This is a genomic window from Kitasatospora sp. NA04385, assembly GCF_013364235.1.
Taxonomy (GTDB): Bacteria; Actinomycetota; Actinomycetes; order Streptomycetales; family Streptomycetaceae; genus Kitasatospora.
Genome location: NZ_CP054919.1, coordinates 5,991,717 through 6,010,000 on the forward strand (window position 1 = coordinate 5,991,717; position 18,284 = coordinate 6,010,000).

Sequence of the window (18,284 nt, forward strand, 5' to 3'; positions counted from 1 at the left end):
CGCTGGTGGCTGCCCGCGCAGCCGGGCACGCACACCGGACGCACGTCGAGAGAATGAGGTGGACCTTTGAGCCGCTCGGTACTGGTCACCGGAGGAAACCGGGGCATCGGTCTGGCGATCGCCCAGAGCTTCGCCGAGGCGGGCGACAAGGTCGCCATCACCAGCCGGGGCGGCGAGGTCCCGGCGGAACTCGCCAAGTACGACGTCCTCGCCGTGCGGGCGGACATCACCGACGCCGCGCAGGTCGACGCCGCCTTCACCGAGATCGAGGCCGCCCACGGCCCGGTCGAGGTCCTGGTCGCCAACGCGGGCATCACCAAGGACACCCTGCTGCTGCGCATGTCCGAGGAGGAGTTCACCTCCGTCCTGGACACCAACCTCACCGGCGCCTTCCGGGTGGTCAAGCGCGCCGCCGCGAAGATGCTGCGCGCCCGCAAGGGCCGGGTCGTGCTGATCTCCTCCGTCGTCGGCCTCAGCGGCTCCGCCGGGCAGGCCAACTACGCCGCCTCCAAGTCCGGCCTGGTCGGCTTCGCCCGCTCCCTCGCCCGCGAACTCGGTTCGCGCAACATCACCGTCAACGTGGTGGCGCCCGGCTTCGTCGACACCGACATGACCGCCGTGCTCAGCGAGGAGCGCCGCAAGGAGATCGTCTCCGGCGTCCCGCTGGGCCGCTACGCCGCCCCCGCCGAGATCGCCTCGGCCGTGCGGTTCCTGGCCTCCGACGAGGCCGCGTACATCTCTGGAGCCGTCATTCCCGTCGACGGCGGATTGGGCATGGGTCACTGACCATGACTGGAATTCTCGAAGGCAAGCGCATCCTGATCACCGGCGTGCTGATGGAGTCCTCCATCGCCTTCCACACCGCGAAGCTCGCGCAGGAGCAGGGCGCCGAGATCATCCTCACCGCCTTCCCCCGGCCCAGCCTCACCGAGCGGATCGCCAAGAAGCTCCCCCGCCCCGTCAAGGTCCTGGAGCTCGACGTCTCCAACGCCGAGCAGCTGGCCGGCATCGCCGACCAGGTCCGCGAGCACCTGCCCACCCTCGACGGCATCGTCCACTCGATCGGCTTCGCGCCGCAGGACGCGCTCGGCGGCAACTTCCTCGACACCCCGTGGGAGTCCGTCGCCACCGCGATGCACGTCTCCGCGTACTCCTTCAAGTCGCTCACCACGGCGCTGCTCCCGCTCATGCAGGACGGCGGCTCGGTGGTCGGCCTGACCTTCGACGCGCAGTTCGCCTGGCCGCAGTACGACTGGATGGGCCCGGCGAAGGCCGCCCTGGAGTCCACCAACCGGTACCTGGCCCGCTACCTGGGCTCGCGCGACATCCGCTGCAACCTGGTCTCGGCCGGTCCGATCGGGTCGATGGCCGCGAAGTCCATCCCCGGCTTCCCGGACCTCGCCGCGACCTGGGACTCCCGCTCCCCGCTCAAGTGGGACCTCACCGACCCGGAGCCGGCCGGCCGCGGCGTCGTCGCGCTGCTGAGCGACTGGTTCCCGAAGACCACCGGCGAGATCGTCCACGTCGACGGCGGTCTGCACGCGATCGGCGCGTAAGCGCTCCGCTCCGAGCTGCTCCACCGACGGGCGCGGCCGTCCCCTCCGGGGGCGGCCGCGCCTTCGCTTTTCCGCCTCCAGGGGCCCGCTGAGAACGGCGGGAGGCGCCATCAGGGGCCCGGGGAACGGCGGGTCCGTGCTGCTGGCGGCCGGAGCCCATCGGCGTGTCCGTGCTGCTGCGTGTCCTGAACAGAACCCGAAGCCGATGCGCGCCACGGCAGTGCACCGCCAGCAGCCTCGGCCTCGCCGTTCCCCGAGCCCCCGGCGGGGCCTCTCGCCGTTCCCCGAGCCCCCGGTGAGGCTCTCCCGAGCCCCTGGTTTCTGCCCCGCTAGGGGTTCTTCCGGCAGAAGCCGATGGCGCGGCCCGCCTCCTCGGCGGCCGCCTCCGGGTCGCCGGCCCGGATCGCGGCGAGGATCGCGGCGTGCGGGACCCAGCGGTGGGGGAGCAGGTCGGGGCCGACGTCGTGGCGCAGGTGGGCGCGCAGGACTTCGCCGAGGTCGGCGTAGACGGCGGCCAGCACGTCGTTGTGGGCGGCGGCGACCACCGCCTGGTGGAACGCGGCGTCGGCCTGGATGAAGTCCTCCGGGACGCCGGCGTGCCAGGCCGCGTCCCGGCGTTCCAGGGCGGCGTCGAGCAGTTCGAGGTCGCGCGGGGTGCGGCGGAGGGCCGCGAAACCCGCGGCGGAGGTCTCCAGGGTGGAGCGCAGCTCGGCGACCTGGTCCTGGTCGGCGTCGGCGAAGCGGCGGTGCATGACGCCCGCGAGCTCGCTGGTGGCCAGCACGTAGGTGCCGGAGCCCTGGCGGATGTCGAGCAGCCCGTTGTGGGCGAGGGCGCGGACGGCCTCGCGGACGGTGTTGCGGGCGACGCCGAGCTGGTCGACGAGCTCCGCTTCGGTGGGGATGCGTGATCCCACCGGCCACTCGCCGGAGGTGATCTGGGCCCGGAGCTGGGCGATCACCTGGTCGGAGAGCGGGGTGCGGCGAGTGGTCGACAGCGCCAAGGCGGGTGTGCTCCTTCTGTGGTCTACGTCATCAGGATACCGGGGTGCGGCGAGTCATCCCATGATTCTATGATTACGCCATGCCTACCGCCGCAGACCCCTCCGCCACCGAGACCGGGAGCCGTCCGCCCGCCACTCCGTCCGCCGCCACTCCGCCCCCTGCCACGACCCCCCGCCCGGCCCCCGCGGCCCCGGCCCGCAACGCCGCGGCCGTCCTGCTCGCCGTCGCGGTGGCCGCCGCCGCGGTGAACCTGCGCCCCGTGGTGACCAGCCTGGGCGCGCTGCTCGACCCGGTCCGCGAGGGCTTGGGGATGAACGCCACCACGGCCGGGCTGCTGGCCGCGGTCCCGCCGCTGTGCTTCGCCCTGCTGGGCGTCTGCGCGCCCGCCCTGGCCCGCCGGATCGGCCCGATCGCCGTGGTCGCGGCCGCCATGGCGGCGATCGCGACGGGCGTGCTGGCCCGCTCGTTCACCGGCTCCGCCGCGGTGTTCCTGCTGCTGACCGCGCTGGCGCTGGCCGGGGTGGCGCTGGCCAACGTGCTGCTGCCGGTGGTGATCAAGCGGTACTTCCCGGACCGGGTCGCGCCGATGATCGGCCTCTACTCGATGGCGCTGTCGGTGGGCACCTCGCTGGCCGCCGCCACCACCGTCCCGCTGACCGACGCGATGGGCGGCAGCTGGCGGCTCGGCCTGGGCGTCTGGGGCCTGCTCGCGCTGGCCGCGCTGGCGGTCTGGCTGGTGGTGCTGTTCCTGCGCCGGGAGCGGCCCGGCACCACCCCGGCGGCCCCGGCGGCCGCGGCGGAGAAGCTGCCGATCCTGCGCAGCCGCACCGCGTGGGCGCTGGCCGCGTTCTTCGGCCTCCAGTCGACCAGCGCGTACGGCGCGATGGGCTGGCTGCCGAAGATCTACCACGACGCCGGGGTGTCGGAGTCCGCGTCCGGCGTGCTGCTGGCCGTGGTGATGGCGGTCAGCGTGCCGGTCTCCTTCCTGCTGCCGAACCTGGCGGCCCGGCGCGGCGACCAGCGGCTGTACGTGGTGGTGCTCGGCCTGTGCGGCATCGCCGGCTTCCTCGGGCTGATGCTCGCGGCCGGCACCGTGCCGTGGCTGTGGGCGGTCCTGGTCGGCCTGTCGATGTGCGCGTTCCCGCTGGCGCTGACCATGCTCGGCCTGCGCGCCCGCACCCCGGGCGGGGTGGCCCAGCTGTCGGCGTTCGCGCAGAGCCTGGGCTACCTGATCTCCATCCCGGGCCCGATCCTGATGGGCGCGCTCTACCAGAGCACCGGTCAGTGGTACCTGCCGCTCGGCCTGCTGGCGCTGCTGCTGGTGCCGCAGATGCTGGTCGGACTGCGGGCGGCCAGGGCCCGGCACATCGAGGACGAGGCCGTCCGTTAGGCTCGACGGCATGCCGGTACTGGACCCCAACCCGCAGGGCGGGCAGAAGAAGCTGCTGCAGATGCTCGGCCTGATCGCCGCCATCGTGGTCGTCATCGCGATCGTCGCGAGCTTCGCGAACGCGATGGGCTGAGCCGCCGCCCGGGGCGGGTTCGGGGAAGCTGCCACCCCTGCGGGTGGCAGCTTCCCCGAGCACGCGACCCGGCGGCGGTTTTCTGCGAAGCTCTAGGGGTATGAGCGCCGACACCCCCCGTAGGATCATCGTCCTCCGCCACGCCCGGGCCGACTGGCCCAACCAGGTCAGCGACCACGACCGCCCGCTCGCCGACCGCGGCCGCGGCCAGGCCACCGACGCGGGCCGCTGGCTGGCGGACTCCGGGGTCAACCCCGACCACGTGCTGTGCTCCACCGCGCTGCGGACCAGGGAGACCTGGAAGCTGGTCGCCCACGAGCTGCCCAAGCGGGCCCGCCGGACGGTCTACGAGGACCGGGTGTACGAGGCCCAGCCCGGCCGGCTGATCGAGGTCATCCAGGAGACCCCCGACGAGCACGCCGACCTGCTGCTGGTCGGCCACAACCCCGGCGTGCTCGGCCTCACCCAGGTGCTGGCCGGCGACGAGGGCGACACCGAGGCGCTCAACCGGCTGCGGCTGAACGGCTTCCCGCCCGCCGCGGTGGCGGTGCTCAGCTTCGAGGGCCCGTGGAAGCTGGTCGAGCCCGGCGTTGCCCGGCTCGACTCGTACTTCATGCCGCAGGACTGACCCGGTGCCGCAGGGCTGAGCGGCGGCGGAACCGACGAGGGGGGCCGGGACCCGCGCGGGTCCCGCCCCCCTCGTCGTCGTCCGGTCAGTCGCCGGTGGGCGCGCCGTCCAGCTGGTCGGCGGCCTCGACCTCCTCGCGGGTCACCCCGAGCAGGTACAGCACGGTGTCCAGGAACGGCACGTTCACGGCGGTGTCGGCCTGCTCGCGGACCACCGGCTTGGCGTTGAACGCGACGCCCAGCCCGGCCGCGTTCAGCATGTCGAGGTCGTTGGCGCCGTCGCCGATCGCCACCGTCTGCTCCAGCGGCACCCCGGCCCGCTCGGCGAACCGGGCCAGCCAGCGCGCCTTGCCCGCCCGGTCGACGATCTCGCCGGTCACCCGGCCGGTGAACTTCCCGCCCTCGACCTCCAGGGTGTTGGCGGCCGCGAAGTCCAGGCCCAGGCGCTCCACCAGGTGGTCGGTGACCTGGGTGAAGCCGCCGGAGACGATCGCCACCTGGTAGCCGAGCCGCTTCAGGGTGCGGATCAGCGTCCGGGCGCCCGGGGTCAGCCGGACCTCGGAGCGGACCTTCTCGGTGACCGCGGCGTCCAGCCCGGCCAGCAGTGCCACCCGGGCGCGCAGCGACTCGGCGAAGTCCAGCTCGCCGCGCATCGCCTGCTCGGTGACCGCCGCGACCTGCTCCTCGCAGCCCGCGTGGGCCGCGAACAGCTCGATCACCTCGTCCTGGATCAGGGTGGAGTCCACGTCCATCACGATCAGGCGCTTGGCCCGCCGGTGCAGGCCCGACCGGACCACCGCGACGTCCACCCGCTGGGCGGCCGCCTCCGGCGCCAGCACCCCGCGCAGCTCCTCGGTGGGAACGCCCGAGATGGTCAACTCCACCGCCGTCACCGGGTACTTGGCGAGGCGGAAGACCCGGTCGATGTTGCCGCCGACCTCCGACACCCGGGCCGACAGCGCCGCCACCGCGGCCGCCGTCAGCGGGTGGCCGAGCACCGTCACGTGCGAACGGCCCTCGCCGCGCGAACGGTTGTCGCCGGTGCCCGAGATGATCTCGGCCTGGAGCTTGTGCTCCTCCGCCCAGCGGTGCACCGTCACCCGCAGCGCGCCCTCCGCGCCCGGCGCGGCCGGGGGAGTGACCAGCGCGCACAGCGTTATCCGGCCACGGGTGACCACCTGCTCGATGTCGATCACCTCGACGCCGAAGCCGGCGAGCCGGTCGAACAGGCCGGCGGTGATCCCGGGGCGGTCCTTGCCGAACACCTTGACCAGCAGCGTGCGCTCGGCGTCGGTGCTCACGGGCGGGGCGGCGGAAAGGGCCTGAGCGGCCTGATCGGTTGCGTTCATGGTGCCCCCCACGCTACCGGGCCCGGCCCCGCCCCGACCGCGGGCGTCCGCGGGGTAAGACGCCCGCCGGAACGTCCCGTCACGGCCCCGACCCGGTTGCCGGGGGGTCACAGAACAGCGGCCCGACTTCCGAGTACACCGGGGGGGCTGGAATGATCCCCCTGTCAGATGCAACATCCTGGGGGACCGGAGAGCGGGGCGGGCGGAGAGTTGCCGCAACTCGTACTTGAAATCGACGGCCGGCAGCGGGTACTCGAACCCGGCCGCGCCTACACCATCGGCCGTGATCCGGCCTCGGACTTCCCGTTCGACGACGCCAGGGTCTCCTGGCGGCACGCCGGTCTGAGCTTCGACGGCGCCACCTGGCAGCTCGCCGACCACGGGTCCACCAACGGGACCTTCGTCGCGGGCGCCCGGGTCGCCCAGACCGCGGTCCACCCCGGCACCGTCGTGCACCTCGGCAACGGCCAGAACGGGCCCCGGCTCGCCTTCACCGCGCCGGCCGCCGCCCCCGCCCCGCAGGACGGCCTCCACGAGGCCGCCACCAGCCGGGCCCCCGGCGGGCAGCAGGCCGCGTTCCAGCAGCAGCAGTTCGGCCCGGGCCCGGCCGCCGCGCCGCCGGGCCACCGGCCGCCGCCGGTCGAGCAGCCGATCCCGCAGGGCTGGGACGCCCCCACCCCGCGCCCCGGCTTCCCCCAGCAGCAGTCCGCCGCCCCCGCGCCGCAGCAGTTCCAGCCGCCGGTGCCGCAGCAGTTCCAGCCTCCCGCCCAGCCGCAGTTCCAGCCGCCGGCGCCGCAGCAGCAGCAGTTCCAGCCGCCGGCGCCGCAGCAGCAGCAGCCCGCCCCGGCCCCGGTCGGCGGGCTCGGCAACCCCACGATGATCCGCAGCCTGGCCGGCGGACGCACCATCCGGATCGGCCGCGCGCTCGACAACGACATCGTGGTCTCCGACCTCCAGGTCTCCCGCCACCACGCCGAACTGCGCCAGCTCCCGGACGGCCGCTGGGAGATCGTCGACCTCGGCAGCCACAACGGGATCTTCCTCAACGGCCAGCCGACCCGCCGCCAGCTGATGGGCCCGCAGGACCGGCTCACCGTCGGCCACTCCTCCTTCGTGCTGGTCGGCGACCAGCTCCAGGAGTTCGTCGACAACGGCGCCGTCTCCTTCTCCGCCCACCACCTGAGCGTCGAGGTCGACTTCAAGGGCGGCAAGAAGGTCCTGCTGAACGACGTCAGCTTCTCCGTCCCGGAGAAGTCCCTGGTCGCGGTGATCGGCCCGTCCGGCTCCGGCAAGTCCACCCTGCTGCGCGCCCTGACCGGCTACCGCCCCGCCGACCGCGGCGACGTGCTGTACGACGGCCGCAACCTGTACCGCCAGTTCGCCGAACTGCGCTCCCGGATCGGCCTCGTCCCGCAGTCCGAGATCCTGCACAAGGAACTCACCGTCCGCACCGCCCTCAAGTACGCGGCCCGGCTGCGCTTCCCCGGCGACACCGAGGCCGCCGAGCGCGAGCGCCGGATCGACGAGGTGCTGTACGAGCTGCGCCTGGACAAGCGCGCCGACAACCGGATCACCGCGCTCTCCGGCGGCCAGCAGAAGCGCGTCTCGGTCGCCCTGGAACTGCTCACCAAGCCCTCGCTGATCTTCCTGGACGAGCCCACCTCCGGCCTCGACCCGGGCATGGACCGCGAGGTCATGCAGACCCTGCGCGGCCTCGCCGACGACGGCCGCACCGTCCTGGTGGTCACCCACTCGGTCGCCGAACTCGCGCTCTGCGACCGGCTGCTGGTGATGGCCCCCGGCGGCTCGGTGGCCTACTTCGGCCCGCCCGCCGAGGCCCTGCACTTCTTCGGCTACGAGACCTGGGCCGACGTCTTCCAGGCCTTCGAGAACTACCCCGACCACGACTGGGCCGGCCGCTACCGCAGCTCCGTCCACTACCAGCAGTACTCGGCCAACGTGGACGCCGCGGTCTCCCAGGCGCACCAGCCCAACGCGCTCACCCAGCTGCGCCCGCCCAAGCCGCAGAGCTGGGGCTCCCAGCTGTGGACGCTGATCCGCCGCTACCTGTCGGTGATCGCCTCCGACAAGGGCTTCATCGCGCTGTCGGTGATCCTGCCGCTGGTCCTGGGCGGGGTCTCCGCCGTCATCCCGGACAAGTGCGGCCTGGCCGCCTGCGCCACCGCCACCGGCCGCAACGACGTCGCCCGGCTGATCCTGATGGTCGTCGCGTTCTCCGCCTGCCTGGCCGGTTCGGCCAACTCGGTCCGCGAACTGATCAAGGAACGCGCGATCTACGAACGGGAACGCGCCACCGGCCTGTCCCGCTCCGCCTACCTGGCCTCGAAGTTCATCGTGCTCGGCGCGATCAGCTTCCTGCAGGGCGGCCTGATCTCCGCGATCGCCTTCAAGGTCCGCAAGCTCCCCGACGAGGGCCTGATCCTCAAGCACCTGCCCGCGGTCGAGATGTCCGTGGGCGTGATCCTGCTCAGCTTCACCTCCATGATGGTCGGCCTGGCCATCTCCTCGCTGGTCAAGACCGCCGAGAAGACCATGCCGCTGCTGGTCATGTTCGCCATCGTCCAGATGGTCTTCACCGGCGCGATCTTCCAGCTCTTCGACAAGCCCGGCCTGGAGCAGCTCGGCTGGCTGATGCCCGCCCGCTGGGGCGTCGCCGCCAGCGGCAACACCCTCGACCTGGCGCACATCTCCCCGGTGGTGATCGCCAAGCCGCCGGAGACCGCCCCGCTGGACTCCCTCTGGGACCACTCCGCGGGCATCATGTTCCTCAACTGGACCGTCCTGGTCCTCATCTCGGTGGGACTGGCCCTCGCGATCCAGCGCTTCCAGAAGCGCCACGAGCCCGAGGTCATGCAGAACGGCTGAGCAGAAGCCCCGAAGGGCCCCTCCGGGGGCCCTTCGGCCGTTCCGGGCACGGCCCGGCCCCGGCCCTCCGCCCTAGGTCTCGCGCCCGAGGTGGGAGCCGTGATCACGGCGGTAGCGTGGGCGCATGGACAGTCCCGGGTGCGACCCGTCGTTGCAGGCGATCGAGGCGGTCAGCGCGGCGGTGCTGGCGATGTCCCGGCCGCTGGAGGTCCGGGAGGTGCTGCGCCGGATCACCGCCTCCGCCCGGGCGCTGCTCGGCGCCGAGTACGCCGCGCTCGGCCTGCCCGACGACCACGGCGGCTTCGCCCAGTTCGTGGTGGACGGCGTGAGCGACGAGCAGTGGCGGGCGATCGGCCCGCTGCCGCGCCAGCACGGCGTCCTGGCCTCGATGCTGCACGACCGCGAACCGACCCGGCTGAAGGACGTCCGCACCGCCCCCGCGTTCGGCGGCTGGCCGGACGCCCACCCCGACATGACCGACTTCCTCGGGATGCCGATCATGGACGAGGACGAGATCGCCGGGGCCCTGTTCCTGGCCAACAAACCGGGCGGCTTCACCGCGCAGGACGAGGAGCTGCTGCGCATCCTGGTCGCGCACGCCGCCCTCGCCCTCGGCAACGCCCGGCTCTACGAGCGCAGCCGCGAACTGACCCTGTCCGGCGAGCGCGCCCGGATCGCCCACGACCTGCACGACGCCGTCTCGCAGAAGCTGTTCTCGCTGCGGCTGACCGCCCGCGCCGCCGCCAAGCTGGTCGACCGGGACCCGGCCCGGGCCCGCGACAACCTGGCCGAGGTGGCCCGGCTCGCCGCCGAGGCCGCCGACGAACTGCGCGCCGTGGTGGTCGAACTGCGCCCCGCCGCCCTGGAGGAGGACGGCCTGGTGGCCACCCTCGCCTCCCAGGTGCAGGTGCTGGACCGCGCGCACAGCGCCAGGGTCGCCTTCACCGCCACCGGCGTCCGCGCCCTGCCCGCCGCCCAGGAGGCGGCCGTGCTGCGGGTCGCCCAGGAGGCGCTGCACAACGCGCTGCGGCACGCCCGGGCCGGCACCGTCGAGGTCACCCTCACCGGCACCGCCGGCCGCGGCGCCCGGCTGACCGTCCGCGACGACGGCCGCGGCTTCGACCCGGAGTCGGTGCGCCGGGCCGGCCGGCACCTCGGACTGGTGTCGATGCGCGACCGGGCCGCCGCGGTCGGCGGCCGGCTTTCCCTGGAGTCCGCCCCGGGCCGGGGCACCCTGGTCGAGATGGAGGTCCCCGGTGCCTGACACCGCGTCACCGATCCGCGTGCTGCTGGTGGACGACCACCAGGTGGTCCGGCGCGGCCTGCGCACCTTCCTGGAGGTGCAGGACGACATCGAGGTGGTCGGCGAGGCCGCCGACGGCGCGGCGGCCGTCGAGCGGGCCGCCGAACTCGCCCCCGACGTGGTCCTGATGGACCTCAAGATGCCCAAGGTCGACGGCATCGAGGCGCTGCGCCTGCTGCGCGAGCGCGGCAGCGCCGCCCGGGTGCTGATCGTCACCAGCTTCACCGAGCACCGCACCGTGGTCCCGGCGCTGCGGGCCGGCGCCGCCGGCTACGTGTACAAGGACGTCGACCCGGAGGCACTGGCCGGAGCGATCCGCTCGGTGCACGCCGGACACGTCCTGCTCCAGCCCGAACTGGCCGCCGCGCTGCTCGCCGAGGACGTCCCGGCGCCGCCGCAGGGCCGCGGCGGCACCCTCACCGACCGCGAGCGCGAGGTGCTCTCGCACATCGCCGACGGCCGCTCCAACCGGGAGATCGCCCGCACGCTGCACCTCTCGGAGAAGACGGTCAAGACCCACGTGTCCAACATCCTGATGAAGCTGGACGTCGCCGACCGCACCCAGGCCGCGCTGTGGGCGGTCCGCCACCAGCAGCAGTGACCGCCCGGCCGGCGCCCCCGGCCGTGCCCCCGCCCGCCGTTCAGTCCCGCCGTTCAGTCCCGCCGTTCAGTCCCGCCGCTCGTCCACCGCCGCGTTGTACGCCGCGACCTGGGCCCGGCGGGCGGTGCGGTCCAGCGGGGCCAGCACCTCGCGCCGGGCGGCCATCTCGGAGGCGGAGACCGCAGCCCCGTGCCCGCCCGACGCGATGTGCAGCAGCGCCGACACCTGCCGGGCCGACTCCAGCACCCGCACCGCGCGCTGCGGGTAGCCGGGCGCCAGCAGCTCGCGGTGGCCCTGCCGGCGCAGCGAGTCCAGCGCCCGCAGCGCCTCCGGCCCGGCCCCCGCCACGTCCAGCCGGACCAGCGCCGCGGTGGCCTGCCGCAGCCCGTCGGCCAGCTCCCGCTCGGCCTCGTCCAGCGAGGGCACGTCGGCCGGCGGCGCGTCGTTCACCGGCAGGCACTGCCACAGCACCCGCACGCCCTGGTCGCCCTGCGGCCCGTACACCTCGACCTCCGGGACCAGGCCGTACGGGACGCCGACCGCCAGGACGGCCTCGCCGGCGCCCAGCGCCAGCGAGTTGAAGGCGGACGGCCCGGTCAGCCCGAGCGGGTGCCCGGCCACCGGGAGGGCCAGCCGCAGGCCCTTCGCGCCCAGCGCGCGCAGCCGCCCCAGTGCCCAGGTCAGGCCGTGCAGCGAGTCGGGCGCCTCCCCGGGCAGGCCGGTCGCCCGGTGGGCGTCGTCCGCGCCCTGGACGGCGGCGGCCGCGTCGTCCGGCGAGGAGGCGCCCGTCAGCAGCGCGTTGCCCCAGGCGGTGAGCCGCCCCGAACGGGGTTCTTGGTACGGATTGTCGGCAGGAGTCGCGAGCATCGGACCAGCCTACGGACAAGCGTGCCGGGCGGGTGGCGTAGGTTTGCCCTGACACATGGTGGACCGCACCCCGAGGACCGCACGCCCAGGTCCCACGGACGGCCGGATTCTTGCATTTGGGGAAGGCGTAGGCATGAGCGACGTGCTGGAGCTGGTGGACGTTTCCGTGGTCCGGGAGGGGCGCGCACTCGTCGATCACGTGTCCTGGACGGTCAGGGAGGGCGAGCGCTGGGTGGTGCTCGGCCCGAACGGCGCGGGCAAGACCACGCTGCTCCAGATCGCCGGCGCGTACCTGTTCCCGAGCTCCGGCGACGCCGTGGTGCTCGGCGAGAAGCTCGACCAGGTCGACGTCTTCGAGCAGCGCGCCCGGATCGGCCTGGCCAGCGCCGCGATGTACGAGAAGCTGCCGGCCGGCCAGACCGTGCTGGAGACCGTGCTGACCGCCGCCTACGGGCAGACCGTGCACGGCAAGGAGACCTACGAGGAGCCGGACGAGGCCCGCGCCCTGGTGCTGCTCGACCTGCTCGGCATGGCCGCCTTCACCGCCCGCAAGTTCGGCTCCCTCTCCGAGGGCGAGCGCAAGCGCACCCTGATCGCCCGGGCCCTGATGACCGACCCCGAGCTGCTGCTGCTCGACGAACCCGCCGCCGGCCTCGACCTCGGCGGCCGCGAGGACCTGGTCCGCCGCCTGGCCGCGCTCGCCGGGGACGAGTACGCGCCGTCCATGGTGATGGTCACCCACCACGTGGAGGAGATCGTCCCCGGCATGACCCACGTGCTGATGATCCGCCAGGGCAAGGTGCTGGCGGCCGGTCCGATCGGGACCACCCTCACCGCCCGCAACCTCTCGCACTGCTTCGGCCTGCCGCTGACCCTGGAGCGGCGCGGCGACCGCTGGGCCGCGCAGGGCCTCCCGCTCGGCTGAGTCCCGCCCGGCCGGATCGGGCCCCTGCGGCGAACGGCGGGAACCGGTCGTACACACGGCCGGTTTCCGGTGCCCCACCTGCGGGAAGCTACGCGGGGAGAGGACCGACTTCCCTAGGATGGAGCCCGTGGACAGCTGGATCTGGTGGCTGCTGCTCGCCGTCGCCCTGGGCATACCGCTGGTGGTCACCGCGATGCCCGAGTTCGCCATGTTCGCGATCGGCGCCGGCGCCGCCGCGCTGACGGCGGGTCTGGGCGGTGGCACGGTCCCGCAGTTCCTGGTGTTCGTCGGAGTGTCGGCGGCGCTGCTGGTGTTCGTCCGTCCGATCGCCTACCGCCAGCTCAAGAAGGGCCCGGGCTACCGCACGGGCGTGGAGGCGCTGACCGGCGCCACCGCAGTGGTACAGGAAACAGTCGACGGGGGAGAGGGCGGACGGATCAAGCTGAACGGCGAGATCTGGTCGGCCCGCGCGCTCCACCCGGGCTCGGTCTTCGAGCCGGGGCAGCAGGTCGACGTCGTCGAAATCCAGGGCGCGACCGCCCTGGTCGTCTAGGGGAGAAGCGTTGGAACCCGTCCTCATCGTGCTGATCGTCCTGGTCGTGGTGGCCTTCATCGCCCTGATCAAGACGATCCAGGTGATCCCGCAGGCCAGCGCGGCGATCGTGGAGCGCTTCGGCCGCTACACCCGCACCCTCAGCGCCGGCCTGAACATCGTGGTGCCGTTCATCGACACCATCCGCAACCGGATCGACCTGCGCGAGCAGGTCGTCCCGTTCCCGCCGCAGCCCGTCATCACCTCGGACAACCTGGTCGTCAACATCGACACCGTCATCTACTACCAGGTGACCGACCCGCGGGCCGCGACCTACGAGGTGGCCAGCTACATCCAGGCCATCGAGCAGCTCACCGTCACCACCCTGCGCAACATCATCGGCTCGATGGACCTCGAGTCCACCCTGACCTCCCGCGAGGTCATCAACGCCGGTCTGCGCGGCGTCCTGGACGAGGCCACCGGCCGCTGGGGCATCCGGGTCAACCGGGTCGAGCTGAAGGCGATCGAGCCGCCGACCTCCATCCAGGACTCGATGGAGAAGCAGATGCGCGCCGACCGCGACAAGCGCGCCGCGATCCTCACCGCCGAGGGCGCCCGGCAGGCCCAGATCCTGCGCGCCGAGGGCGAGAAGCAGGCCGCCGTGCTCCAGGCCGAGGGCGAGGCGCAGGCCGCCGTCCTGAAGGCCGACGGTGAGGCCGCCGCGATCCGGACGGTCTTCGAGGCCATCCACGAGGGCGACGCCGACCAGAAGCTGCTCGCCTACCAGTACCTGCAGACCCTGCCCGAGCTGGCCAAGGGCGACGCCAACAAGCTGTGGATCATCCCCAGCGAGGTCGGCGACGCGCTCAAGGGCCTCGGCGGCGCCTTCCAGGGCGTCACCGGCGGCGGCGCCACCCCGGCGGCCCCCGCCGTGCCGCCGCCCGCCGCCCGCGTCCCGGTCGACCCGGCCACCGCCCCCCGCCCGGTGGACACCGAGAACAAGACCGCCCGCCCCCGGGTCGAGCCCCCCCGCCAGTACCCCACGATCGACGAGTAACCCCCGCACGCCCCGCCCGGGCCCCGGCCGACCCCGCGTCGGCCGGGGCCCGCGCACGTCAGGGCCGTACAGGTCAGGGCGGTACACGTCAGGGCCGTACACGTCAGGGCCGCGCGGGCGCGGAGCCGTGCGTGCCCGGAGCCCGTCGGCGTCCCGGGGAGTGATACGCCGGTCCGCATCCCGGATATCCCTCGCCAAGTCGCCCACCGCTCCGGCATGATCGACCGGCGCGACAGCAGCCAACGAGGGGGAAGCCGATGACGCTGTGGGAGATGACCGCCGTCCTGCTGGCCGGGACCGCGGCCGGAGCCATCAACACCATCGTCGGCTCCGGCACCCTGATCACCTTCCCCGTGCTGCTCGCCGTCGGCCTGCCGCCCGTCACCGCCAACGTCTCCAACGCGCTCGGCCTGGTGCCCGGCTCGGTGGCCGGCGCCATCGGCTACCGCGCCGAACTCGCCGGACAGCGCCGCCGACTGCTCCGCTTCGGCACCGCCTCGCTCACCGGCGGGCTCACCGGCGCGATCCTGCTGATCGCCCTCCCGGGCGGCGCCTTCGAGGCGATCGTCCCCGTCCTCATCCTCACCGCCCTGGTCCTGGTCGTCCTCCAGCCCCGGGTCGCCCGCGCGATGGCCGCCCGCCGCGCCGCCGCCGGCACCGCGGCCCCCGCCACCGACGGCGGTTGGCTGCTGCTCGCCTGCATCGGGCTCACCGGCGTCTACGGCGGTTACTTCGGCGCCGCCCAGGGCGTCCTGCTGCTCGCCCTGATGGGCATGCTGCTCCCCGACGACCTGCAGACGATCAACGGCATCAAGAACGTCCTCGCCGTGATCGTCAACGGCGTCGCCGCGGTCTTCTTCCTGTTCGCCTCCACCATCGACTGGACCGCCGCCCTGCTGATCGCCGTCGGCGCCACCCTCGGCGGCGTGCTCGGCGCCCGAATCGGCCGCCGCCTCCCGCCGATCGCGCTGCGCGCCCTGATCGTCGCGGTCGGCCTCGCGGCCATCACCAAACTGCTCTTCTTCTGAGCCGCCGTCCCGCCTCCGGCCGTCCCGCTCCCGGCGGGCCGTCCGGCTCCCCGCGACCCGCCCCCGCGGGCGACGTAGGCTCGGCCGTGAGACCCGGAAACCGGACGGAGACCGCCATGAGCCGCACCCGCCTCAGCGAGGAACAGATCGCCAACGCCCTCGCCGACCTCCCGCAGTGGACCCGCACCGGCGAAGCGATCACCCGCACCGCCGAGACCGCGAGCTTCCCCACCGCGATCAAGGTCGTCGACGCGGTCGCCGAACAGGCCGAGGCGCTCGACCACCACCCCGACATCGACATCCGCTGGCGCACCCTCACCTTCGTCCTCAGCACCCACAGCGAGCACGGCCTGACCAGCCTCGACATCACGCTCGCGCACCTGATCGACCGCGCCCTCGACGACGCCGCCTGACCCCGCCGCCCCCGAACCGCCCCCGCCCGGCCCGCGCCCCGCCCCCGTCCCCGCCCCGAACTCCGGCAAAGCCGGGGCAAAACCCGTCCCCGCGCCATGAGATGCTGGCTGCTTGCCAGACCGCAGTCGGGACGGACGGAACGCATGGCTCAGGAACCTCCCACGACCCCCGGGTACGACCAGCAGCAGCCCTGGTACCCCCAGCCGCAGGGCTACCCGGAGCAGCAGGCGTACGGCCAGCAGCCCTTCCCGCAGCAGCAGCAGGGGTACGGCTACCCGGAGCAACAGCAGGTCTACGCCGACCCGCAGCAGGGCTACGGCTACCCCCAGCAGCAGGAGCAGGCGTACGGCCAGCAGCCCTTCCCGCAGCAGCAGCAGCAGGGCTACGGCTACCCGGAGCAGCAGCAGGCGTACGCCGACCCGCAGCAGGGCTACGGCTACCCCCAGCAGCAGACCGGCTACCCGGACCAGGCGGTCCAGCAGCCCTACCCGTCCGCCGAGCCCGGCGGGAGCCCGTTCGACCAGCCGCAGTCGCTGCCGCAGCCCCCGCAGTCCGCGCCGCACGAGGCCCCCGCGGCCCCCGCCGCGCCCCCTGCCGCGCCCGCCTCCGACTACCCGCAGACCAGCGCCGCGGACCCGTTCGCCCCCGGCGCCGACGGCGGGTCAGCCACCTTCGCCGGTGCGGCCGGTGACGGCGGACCGGGCCGGGAGCGCCCCCCGCGCGGCTTCGCCGCCAAGGCCCGCGCCGCGGTGCTCTCCGGCGAGGGCGCCCCCAGCCGCCGCGGCCTGGCCGTCCGGGTCGGCGCGGGCGTCGCCGCACTCGCCGTGCTGGTCACCGCCGCCGTGCTCGCGGTGTCCGACGAGGACGAGGACAAGCCCGCCGACAAGGCCGCCCCCGGCGGCTCGCAGAACATCTCGGTCGCCCACACCAAGGCCTGGACGGTGGCGGCCGACCCCGGCACCGCCGGCGCCCAGGGCACCGACGACACCCTGGCCGGCAGCTGGCTGCTGGCCGACACGGTGGTCCGCGCCGACGGCACCGGCGTGCACGCCTACGGCCTCGCCGACGGCAAGCCCGGCTGGACGCTCAAGGCCCCCGCCGACGGCGCCGTCCCCTGCGGCCTCTCCCCGGCCGTCAACGGCTCCGGCCTGGGCGCGGTCGTCTACCGCGCCTCCGCCGACCCGAAGAGCCCGTGCAGCACCGTCGCCGCCGTCGACACCAAGTCCGGCCAGGCGGTCTGGACGAAGACGCTCTCCGACACCAAGGACAGCTACGCCGCCCACGTCTCGGTCACCGAGGACAAGGTCGTCGCGGTCGGCGAGGACAAGGCCTACGCCTGGGCCGCCGCCGACGGCGCCGAAGCCTGGCAGTACGGCGGCCAGGGCAAGTTCTGCCGGCTGTCCGGCAGCGCCGGCGCCTCCGTGGTGCTGCTGCACAGCCACTGCGCCGACTCCACGCCCGGCGACCAGGCCGTCGCGCTCAACGTCTCCGACGGCAAGGTCAAGTTCTGGCGCGGCCTGAACAACCAGCCCGCCACCGTCACCGTGCTCTCCGCCGAGCCCGCCGTGGTCCTCACCACCGGCGCCAAGCCCGAGGACGAGCGGGTGTTCGCCTGGGGCGCCGAGGGCGACCCCGGCGTGGAGATCCCCACCGCGGTCGAGGGCGGCGGCCGGCTCGACGTGGACAGCGGCAGCTTCGCCACCGTCCCCGGCGTGTACTTCCAGGGCACCAGCATGTTCGCCGCCATCGTCCCCGGGGGCGGCGGCAGCCCCACCGCGATCGCCGCGTACGACCTCACCACCGGCAAGTCGCAGTGGCGCACCCCCATCGCCGAGAAGGGCAAGGCCCACCCGGCCGGGGTGGACGCCGGCGGCCTGGTGGTCTCCGTCGACGAACGCGCCGACCAGCCCGCCCACCTCAGCCGCTTCGCGCTCTCCGGCGGCCAGGAGACCCAGGGCGGGGCCTTCCCGCAGGGCACCGGCTCGCTGCTCTCGGCCGGCCGGGTGCACACCGTCCCCGGGCGGCTGGTGGCCGTCCCCGAGCACGCCTCCCACTACAGCGCCGCCACCGCCTTCACCAGCAAGGGCTGACACCGGCGAGCCCGTCCGCTGCGCCGCCCCCGCGCTCCGCGAGGCCCCGCCCCGGCAACGACGCCGACGGGCCCGACCTGTCCCCTGATCAGGTCGGGCCCGTCGGCCCCTCACACGCTCGTGGCCGCTCTCCGGCCCTCCGGCCGCTCCGGCAGCCAGGCCGCCAGCTCGCCCAGCTCACCGGCCCGCAGCCCGAGCGCGAGCATCAACGTCGCCTCCGGCGTCGGTTCGAACGGCCGCCGCAGCAGCCGCATCCCCGCCTGCTCCGGCGTCCGGTCCGCCTTGTGCTGGTTGCACTCCGCGCAGGCCGCCACCGTGTTCAGCCAACTGTCCGCCCCACCGCGCGACTTGGGCGCCAGGTGGTCCACCGTGGTGCCTCGCCGCCCGCAGTACGCGCACAGGAACTGGTCCCGCGCCAGCACCCCCCGCCGCGACCACGGAGCCCGTTGTCGGAACGGCACCCGCACGTACCTGGTCAGCCTGATCACCCGCGGCACCGGGAGCTGCACCCCCGACCCGCGCAC

Annotated in this window: 18 protein-coding genes (1 of these 18 only partly in view); 14 read left to right on the forward strand and 4 right to left on the reverse strand. The window is 73.9% G+C overall.

Annotated features, from left to right (window positions below):
- Positions 1-66 precede the first annotated feature (66 nt).
- Together fabG and fabI are read left to right on the forward strand one after the other, a co-directional pair.
- Positions 67-786, forward strand: a complete 720-nt coding sequence (fabG, locus tag HUT16_RS26650; RefSeq protein ID WP_176190592.1) for a 3-oxoacyl-[acyl-carrier-protein] reductase — start codon at positions 67-69, stop codon at positions 784-786.
- Between the two features lie 2 nt (positions 787-788).
- Complete coding sequence (fabI, locus tag HUT16_RS26655) at positions 789-1,556, forward strand: enoyl-ACP reductase FabI (protein ID WP_176190593.1); 768 nt, start codon at positions 789-791, stop codon at positions 1,554-1,556.
- 329 nt (positions 1,557-1,885) lie between these two features.
- On the opposite strand, the gene HUT16_RS26660 is transcribed toward fabI, so the two are convergent.
- Positions 1,886-2,557 carry a FadR/GntR family transcriptional regulator gene (locus HUT16_RS26660; protein WP_176190594.1) on the reverse strand — a complete coding sequence of 224 codons (672 nt, stop codon included), beginning with the start codon at positions 2,555-2,557 and terminating at the stop codon, positions 1,886-1,888.
- Positions 2,558-2,637: 80 nt separating this feature from the next.
- On the opposite strand from HUT16_RS26660, the gene HUT16_RS26665 reads away from it, so the two are divergent.
- From HUT16_RS26665 to HUT16_RS26670, 3 genes are all read left to right on the forward strand, one after another.
- On the forward strand, positions 2,638-3,948 hold the full coding sequence (locus HUT16_RS26665) for an MFS transporter (RefSeq protein ID WP_176190595.1): 1,311 nt from the start codon (positions 2,638-2,640) through the stop codon (positions 3,946-3,948).
- Positions 3,949-3,958: 10 nt separating this feature from the next.
- Positions 3,959-4,081 carry an SGM_5486 family transporter-associated protein gene (locus HUT16_RS38590; RefSeq protein WP_254897998.1) on the forward strand — a complete coding sequence of 41 codons (123 nt, stop codon included), beginning with the start codon at positions 3,959-3,961 and terminating at the stop codon, positions 4,079-4,081.
- 100 nt (positions 4,082-4,181) lie between these two features.
- A complete protein-coding gene (locus HUT16_RS26670) occupies positions 4,182-4,709 on the forward strand; it encodes a histidine phosphatase family protein (RefSeq protein WP_176190596.1) in 528 nt (175 codons plus the stop codon).
- A gap of 85 nt (positions 4,710-4,794) precedes the next feature.
- Here the strand turns inward: HUT16_RS26670 and serB are convergent, their stop codons facing one another.
- Positions 4,795-6,057: a phosphoserine phosphatase SerB gene (gene serB, locus HUT16_RS26675; protein ID WP_176190597.1), complete on the reverse strand. Its 1,263-nt coding sequence runs from the start codon at positions 6,055-6,057 to the stop codon at positions 4,795-4,797.
- Between the two features lie 168 nt (positions 6,058-6,225).
- Here serB and HUT16_RS26680 point away from each other — a divergent pair, with 168 nt between their 5' ends.
- From HUT16_RS26680 to HUT16_RS26690, 3 genes are all read left to right on the forward strand, one after another.
- A complete protein-coding gene (locus tag HUT16_RS26680) occupies positions 6,226-8,943 on the forward strand; it encodes an FHA domain-containing protein (protein ID WP_254897999.1) in 2,718 nt (905 codons plus the stop codon).
- Positions 8,944-9,067: 124 nt separating this feature from the next.
- Positions 9,068-10,207: a GAF domain-containing sensor histidine kinase gene (locus HUT16_RS26685; protein ID WP_176190598.1), complete on the forward strand. Its 1,140-nt coding sequence runs from the start codon at positions 9,068-9,070 to the stop codon at positions 10,205-10,207.
- The gene (locus HUT16_RS26690; RefSeq protein ID WP_176190599.1) at positions 10,200-10,847 is read left to right on the forward strand and encodes a response regulator transcription factor; all 648 of its coding nucleotides are present in this window, start codon (positions 10,200-10,202) and stop codon (positions 10,845-10,847) included. The genes HUT16_RS26685 and HUT16_RS26690 overlap by 8 nt, the downstream gene beginning before the upstream one ends.
- Positions 10,848-10,913: 66 nt before the next feature.
- Here the strand turns inward: HUT16_RS26690 and HUT16_RS26695 are convergent, their stop codons facing one another.
- Complete coding sequence (locus HUT16_RS26695) at positions 10,914-11,714, reverse strand: hypothetical protein (RefSeq protein ID WP_176190600.1); 801 nt, start codon at positions 11,712-11,714, stop codon at positions 10,914-10,916.
- 133 nt (positions 11,715-11,847) lie between these two features.
- Between HUT16_RS26695 and HUT16_RS26700 the strand changes: the two genes are divergently transcribed.
- The 6 genes from HUT16_RS26700 to HUT16_RS39360 all read left to right on the forward strand — a co-directional run bounded on the left by HUT16_RS26700 (position 11,848) and on the right by HUT16_RS39360 (position 17,760).
- The gene (locus HUT16_RS26700; protein ID WP_176190601.1) at positions 11,848-12,639 is read left to right on the forward strand and encodes an ABC transporter ATP-binding protein; all 792 of its coding nucleotides are present in this window, start codon (positions 11,848-11,850) and stop codon (positions 12,637-12,639) included.
- 118 nt (positions 12,640-12,757) lie between these two features.
- Positions 12,758-13,192 (forward strand): NfeD family protein, encoded by a 435-nt coding sequence (locus tag HUT16_RS26705; RefSeq protein WP_014138790.1) that lies wholly within the window; start codon positions 12,758-12,760, stop codon positions 13,190-13,192.
- 10 nt (positions 13,193-13,202) lie between these two features.
- Complete coding sequence (locus HUT16_RS26710) at positions 13,203-14,228, forward strand: SPFH domain-containing protein (RefSeq protein WP_176190602.1); 1,026 nt, start codon at positions 13,203-13,205, stop codon at positions 14,226-14,228.
- Positions 14,229-14,485: 257 nt separating this feature from the next.
- Positions 14,486-15,256 (forward strand): sulfite exporter TauE/SafE family protein, encoded by a 771-nt coding sequence (locus HUT16_RS26715; RefSeq protein ID WP_176190603.1) that lies wholly within the window; start codon positions 14,486-14,488, stop codon positions 15,254-15,256.
- Positions 15,257-15,372: 116 nt separating this feature from the next.
- Positions 15,373-15,669 carry a 4a-hydroxytetrahydrobiopterin dehydratase gene (locus HUT16_RS26720; protein WP_176190604.1) on the forward strand — a complete coding sequence of 99 codons (297 nt, stop codon included), beginning with the start codon at positions 15,373-15,375 and terminating at the stop codon, positions 15,667-15,669.
- 144 nt (positions 15,670-15,813) lie between these two features.
- Positions 15,814-17,760, forward strand: coding sequence for a PQQ-binding-like beta-propeller repeat protein (locus HUT16_RS39360; protein WP_176190605.1), 1,947 nt, complete (start codon positions 15,814-15,816; stop codon positions 17,758-17,760).
- Positions 17,761-17,870: 110 nt separating this feature from the next.
- Here the strand turns inward: HUT16_RS39360 and HUT16_RS26730 are convergent, their stop codons facing one another.
- On the reverse strand, positions 17,871-18,284 hold the 3' portion of the coding sequence (locus HUT16_RS26730; protein ID WP_176190606.1) for an HNH endonuclease. 123 nt of this gene lie beyond the right edge of the window; 414 of the gene's 537 nt are visible here — the last part of the coding sequence; its start codon lies beyond the right edge, outside the window; its stop codon occupies positions 17,871-17,873.

Coding starts and splice junctions, on each gene's coding strand:
- fabI (WP_176190593.1), top strand. CDS start 789: ATGACTGGAATTCTCGAAGGCAAGCGCATCCTGATCACCGGCGTGCTG.
- HUT16_RS26665 (WP_176190595.1), top strand. CDS start 2,638: ATGCCTACCGCCGCAGACCCCTCCGCCACCGAGACCGGGAGCCGTCCG.
- HUT16_RS38590 (WP_254897998.1), top strand. CDS start 3,959: ATGCCGGTACTGGACCCCAACCCGCAGGGCGGGCAGAAGAAGCTGCTG.
- HUT16_RS26670 (WP_176190596.1), top strand. CDS start 4,182: ATGAGCGCCGACACCCCCCGTAGGATCATCGTCCTCCGCCACGCCCGG.
- serB (WP_176190597.1), bottom strand. CDS start 6,057: ATGAACGCAACCGATCAGGCCGCTCAGGCCCTTTCCGCCGCCCCGCCC.
- HUT16_RS26680 (WP_254897999.1), top strand. CDS start 6,226: ATGCAACATCCTGGGGGACCGGAGAGCGGGGCGGGCGGAGAGTTGCCG.
- HUT16_RS26685 (WP_176190598.1), top strand. CDS start 9,068: ATGGACAGTCCCGGGTGCGACCCGTCGTTGCAGGCGATCGAGGCGGTC.
- HUT16_RS26695 (WP_176190600.1), bottom strand. CDS start 11,714: ATGCTCGCGACTCCTGCCGACAATCCGTACCAAGAACCCCGTTCGGGG.
- HUT16_RS26700 (WP_176190601.1), top strand. CDS start 11,848: ATGAGCGACGTGCTGGAGCTGGTGGACGTTTCCGTGGTCCGGGAGGGG.
- HUT16_RS26705 (WP_014138790.1), top strand. CDS start 12,758: ATGGAGCCCGTGGACAGCTGGATCTGGTGGCTGCTGCTCGCCGTCGCC.
- HUT16_RS26715 (WP_176190603.1), top strand. CDS start 14,486: ATGACGCTGTGGGAGATGACCGCCGTCCTGCTGGCCGGGACCGCGGCC.
- HUT16_RS26720 (WP_176190604.1), top strand. CDS start 15,373: ATGAGCCGCACCCGCCTCAGCGAGGAACAGATCGCCAACGCCCTCGCC.
- HUT16_RS39360 (WP_176190605.1), top strand. CDS start 15,814: ATGGCTCAGGAACCTCCCACGACCCCCGGGTACGACCAGCAGCAGCCC.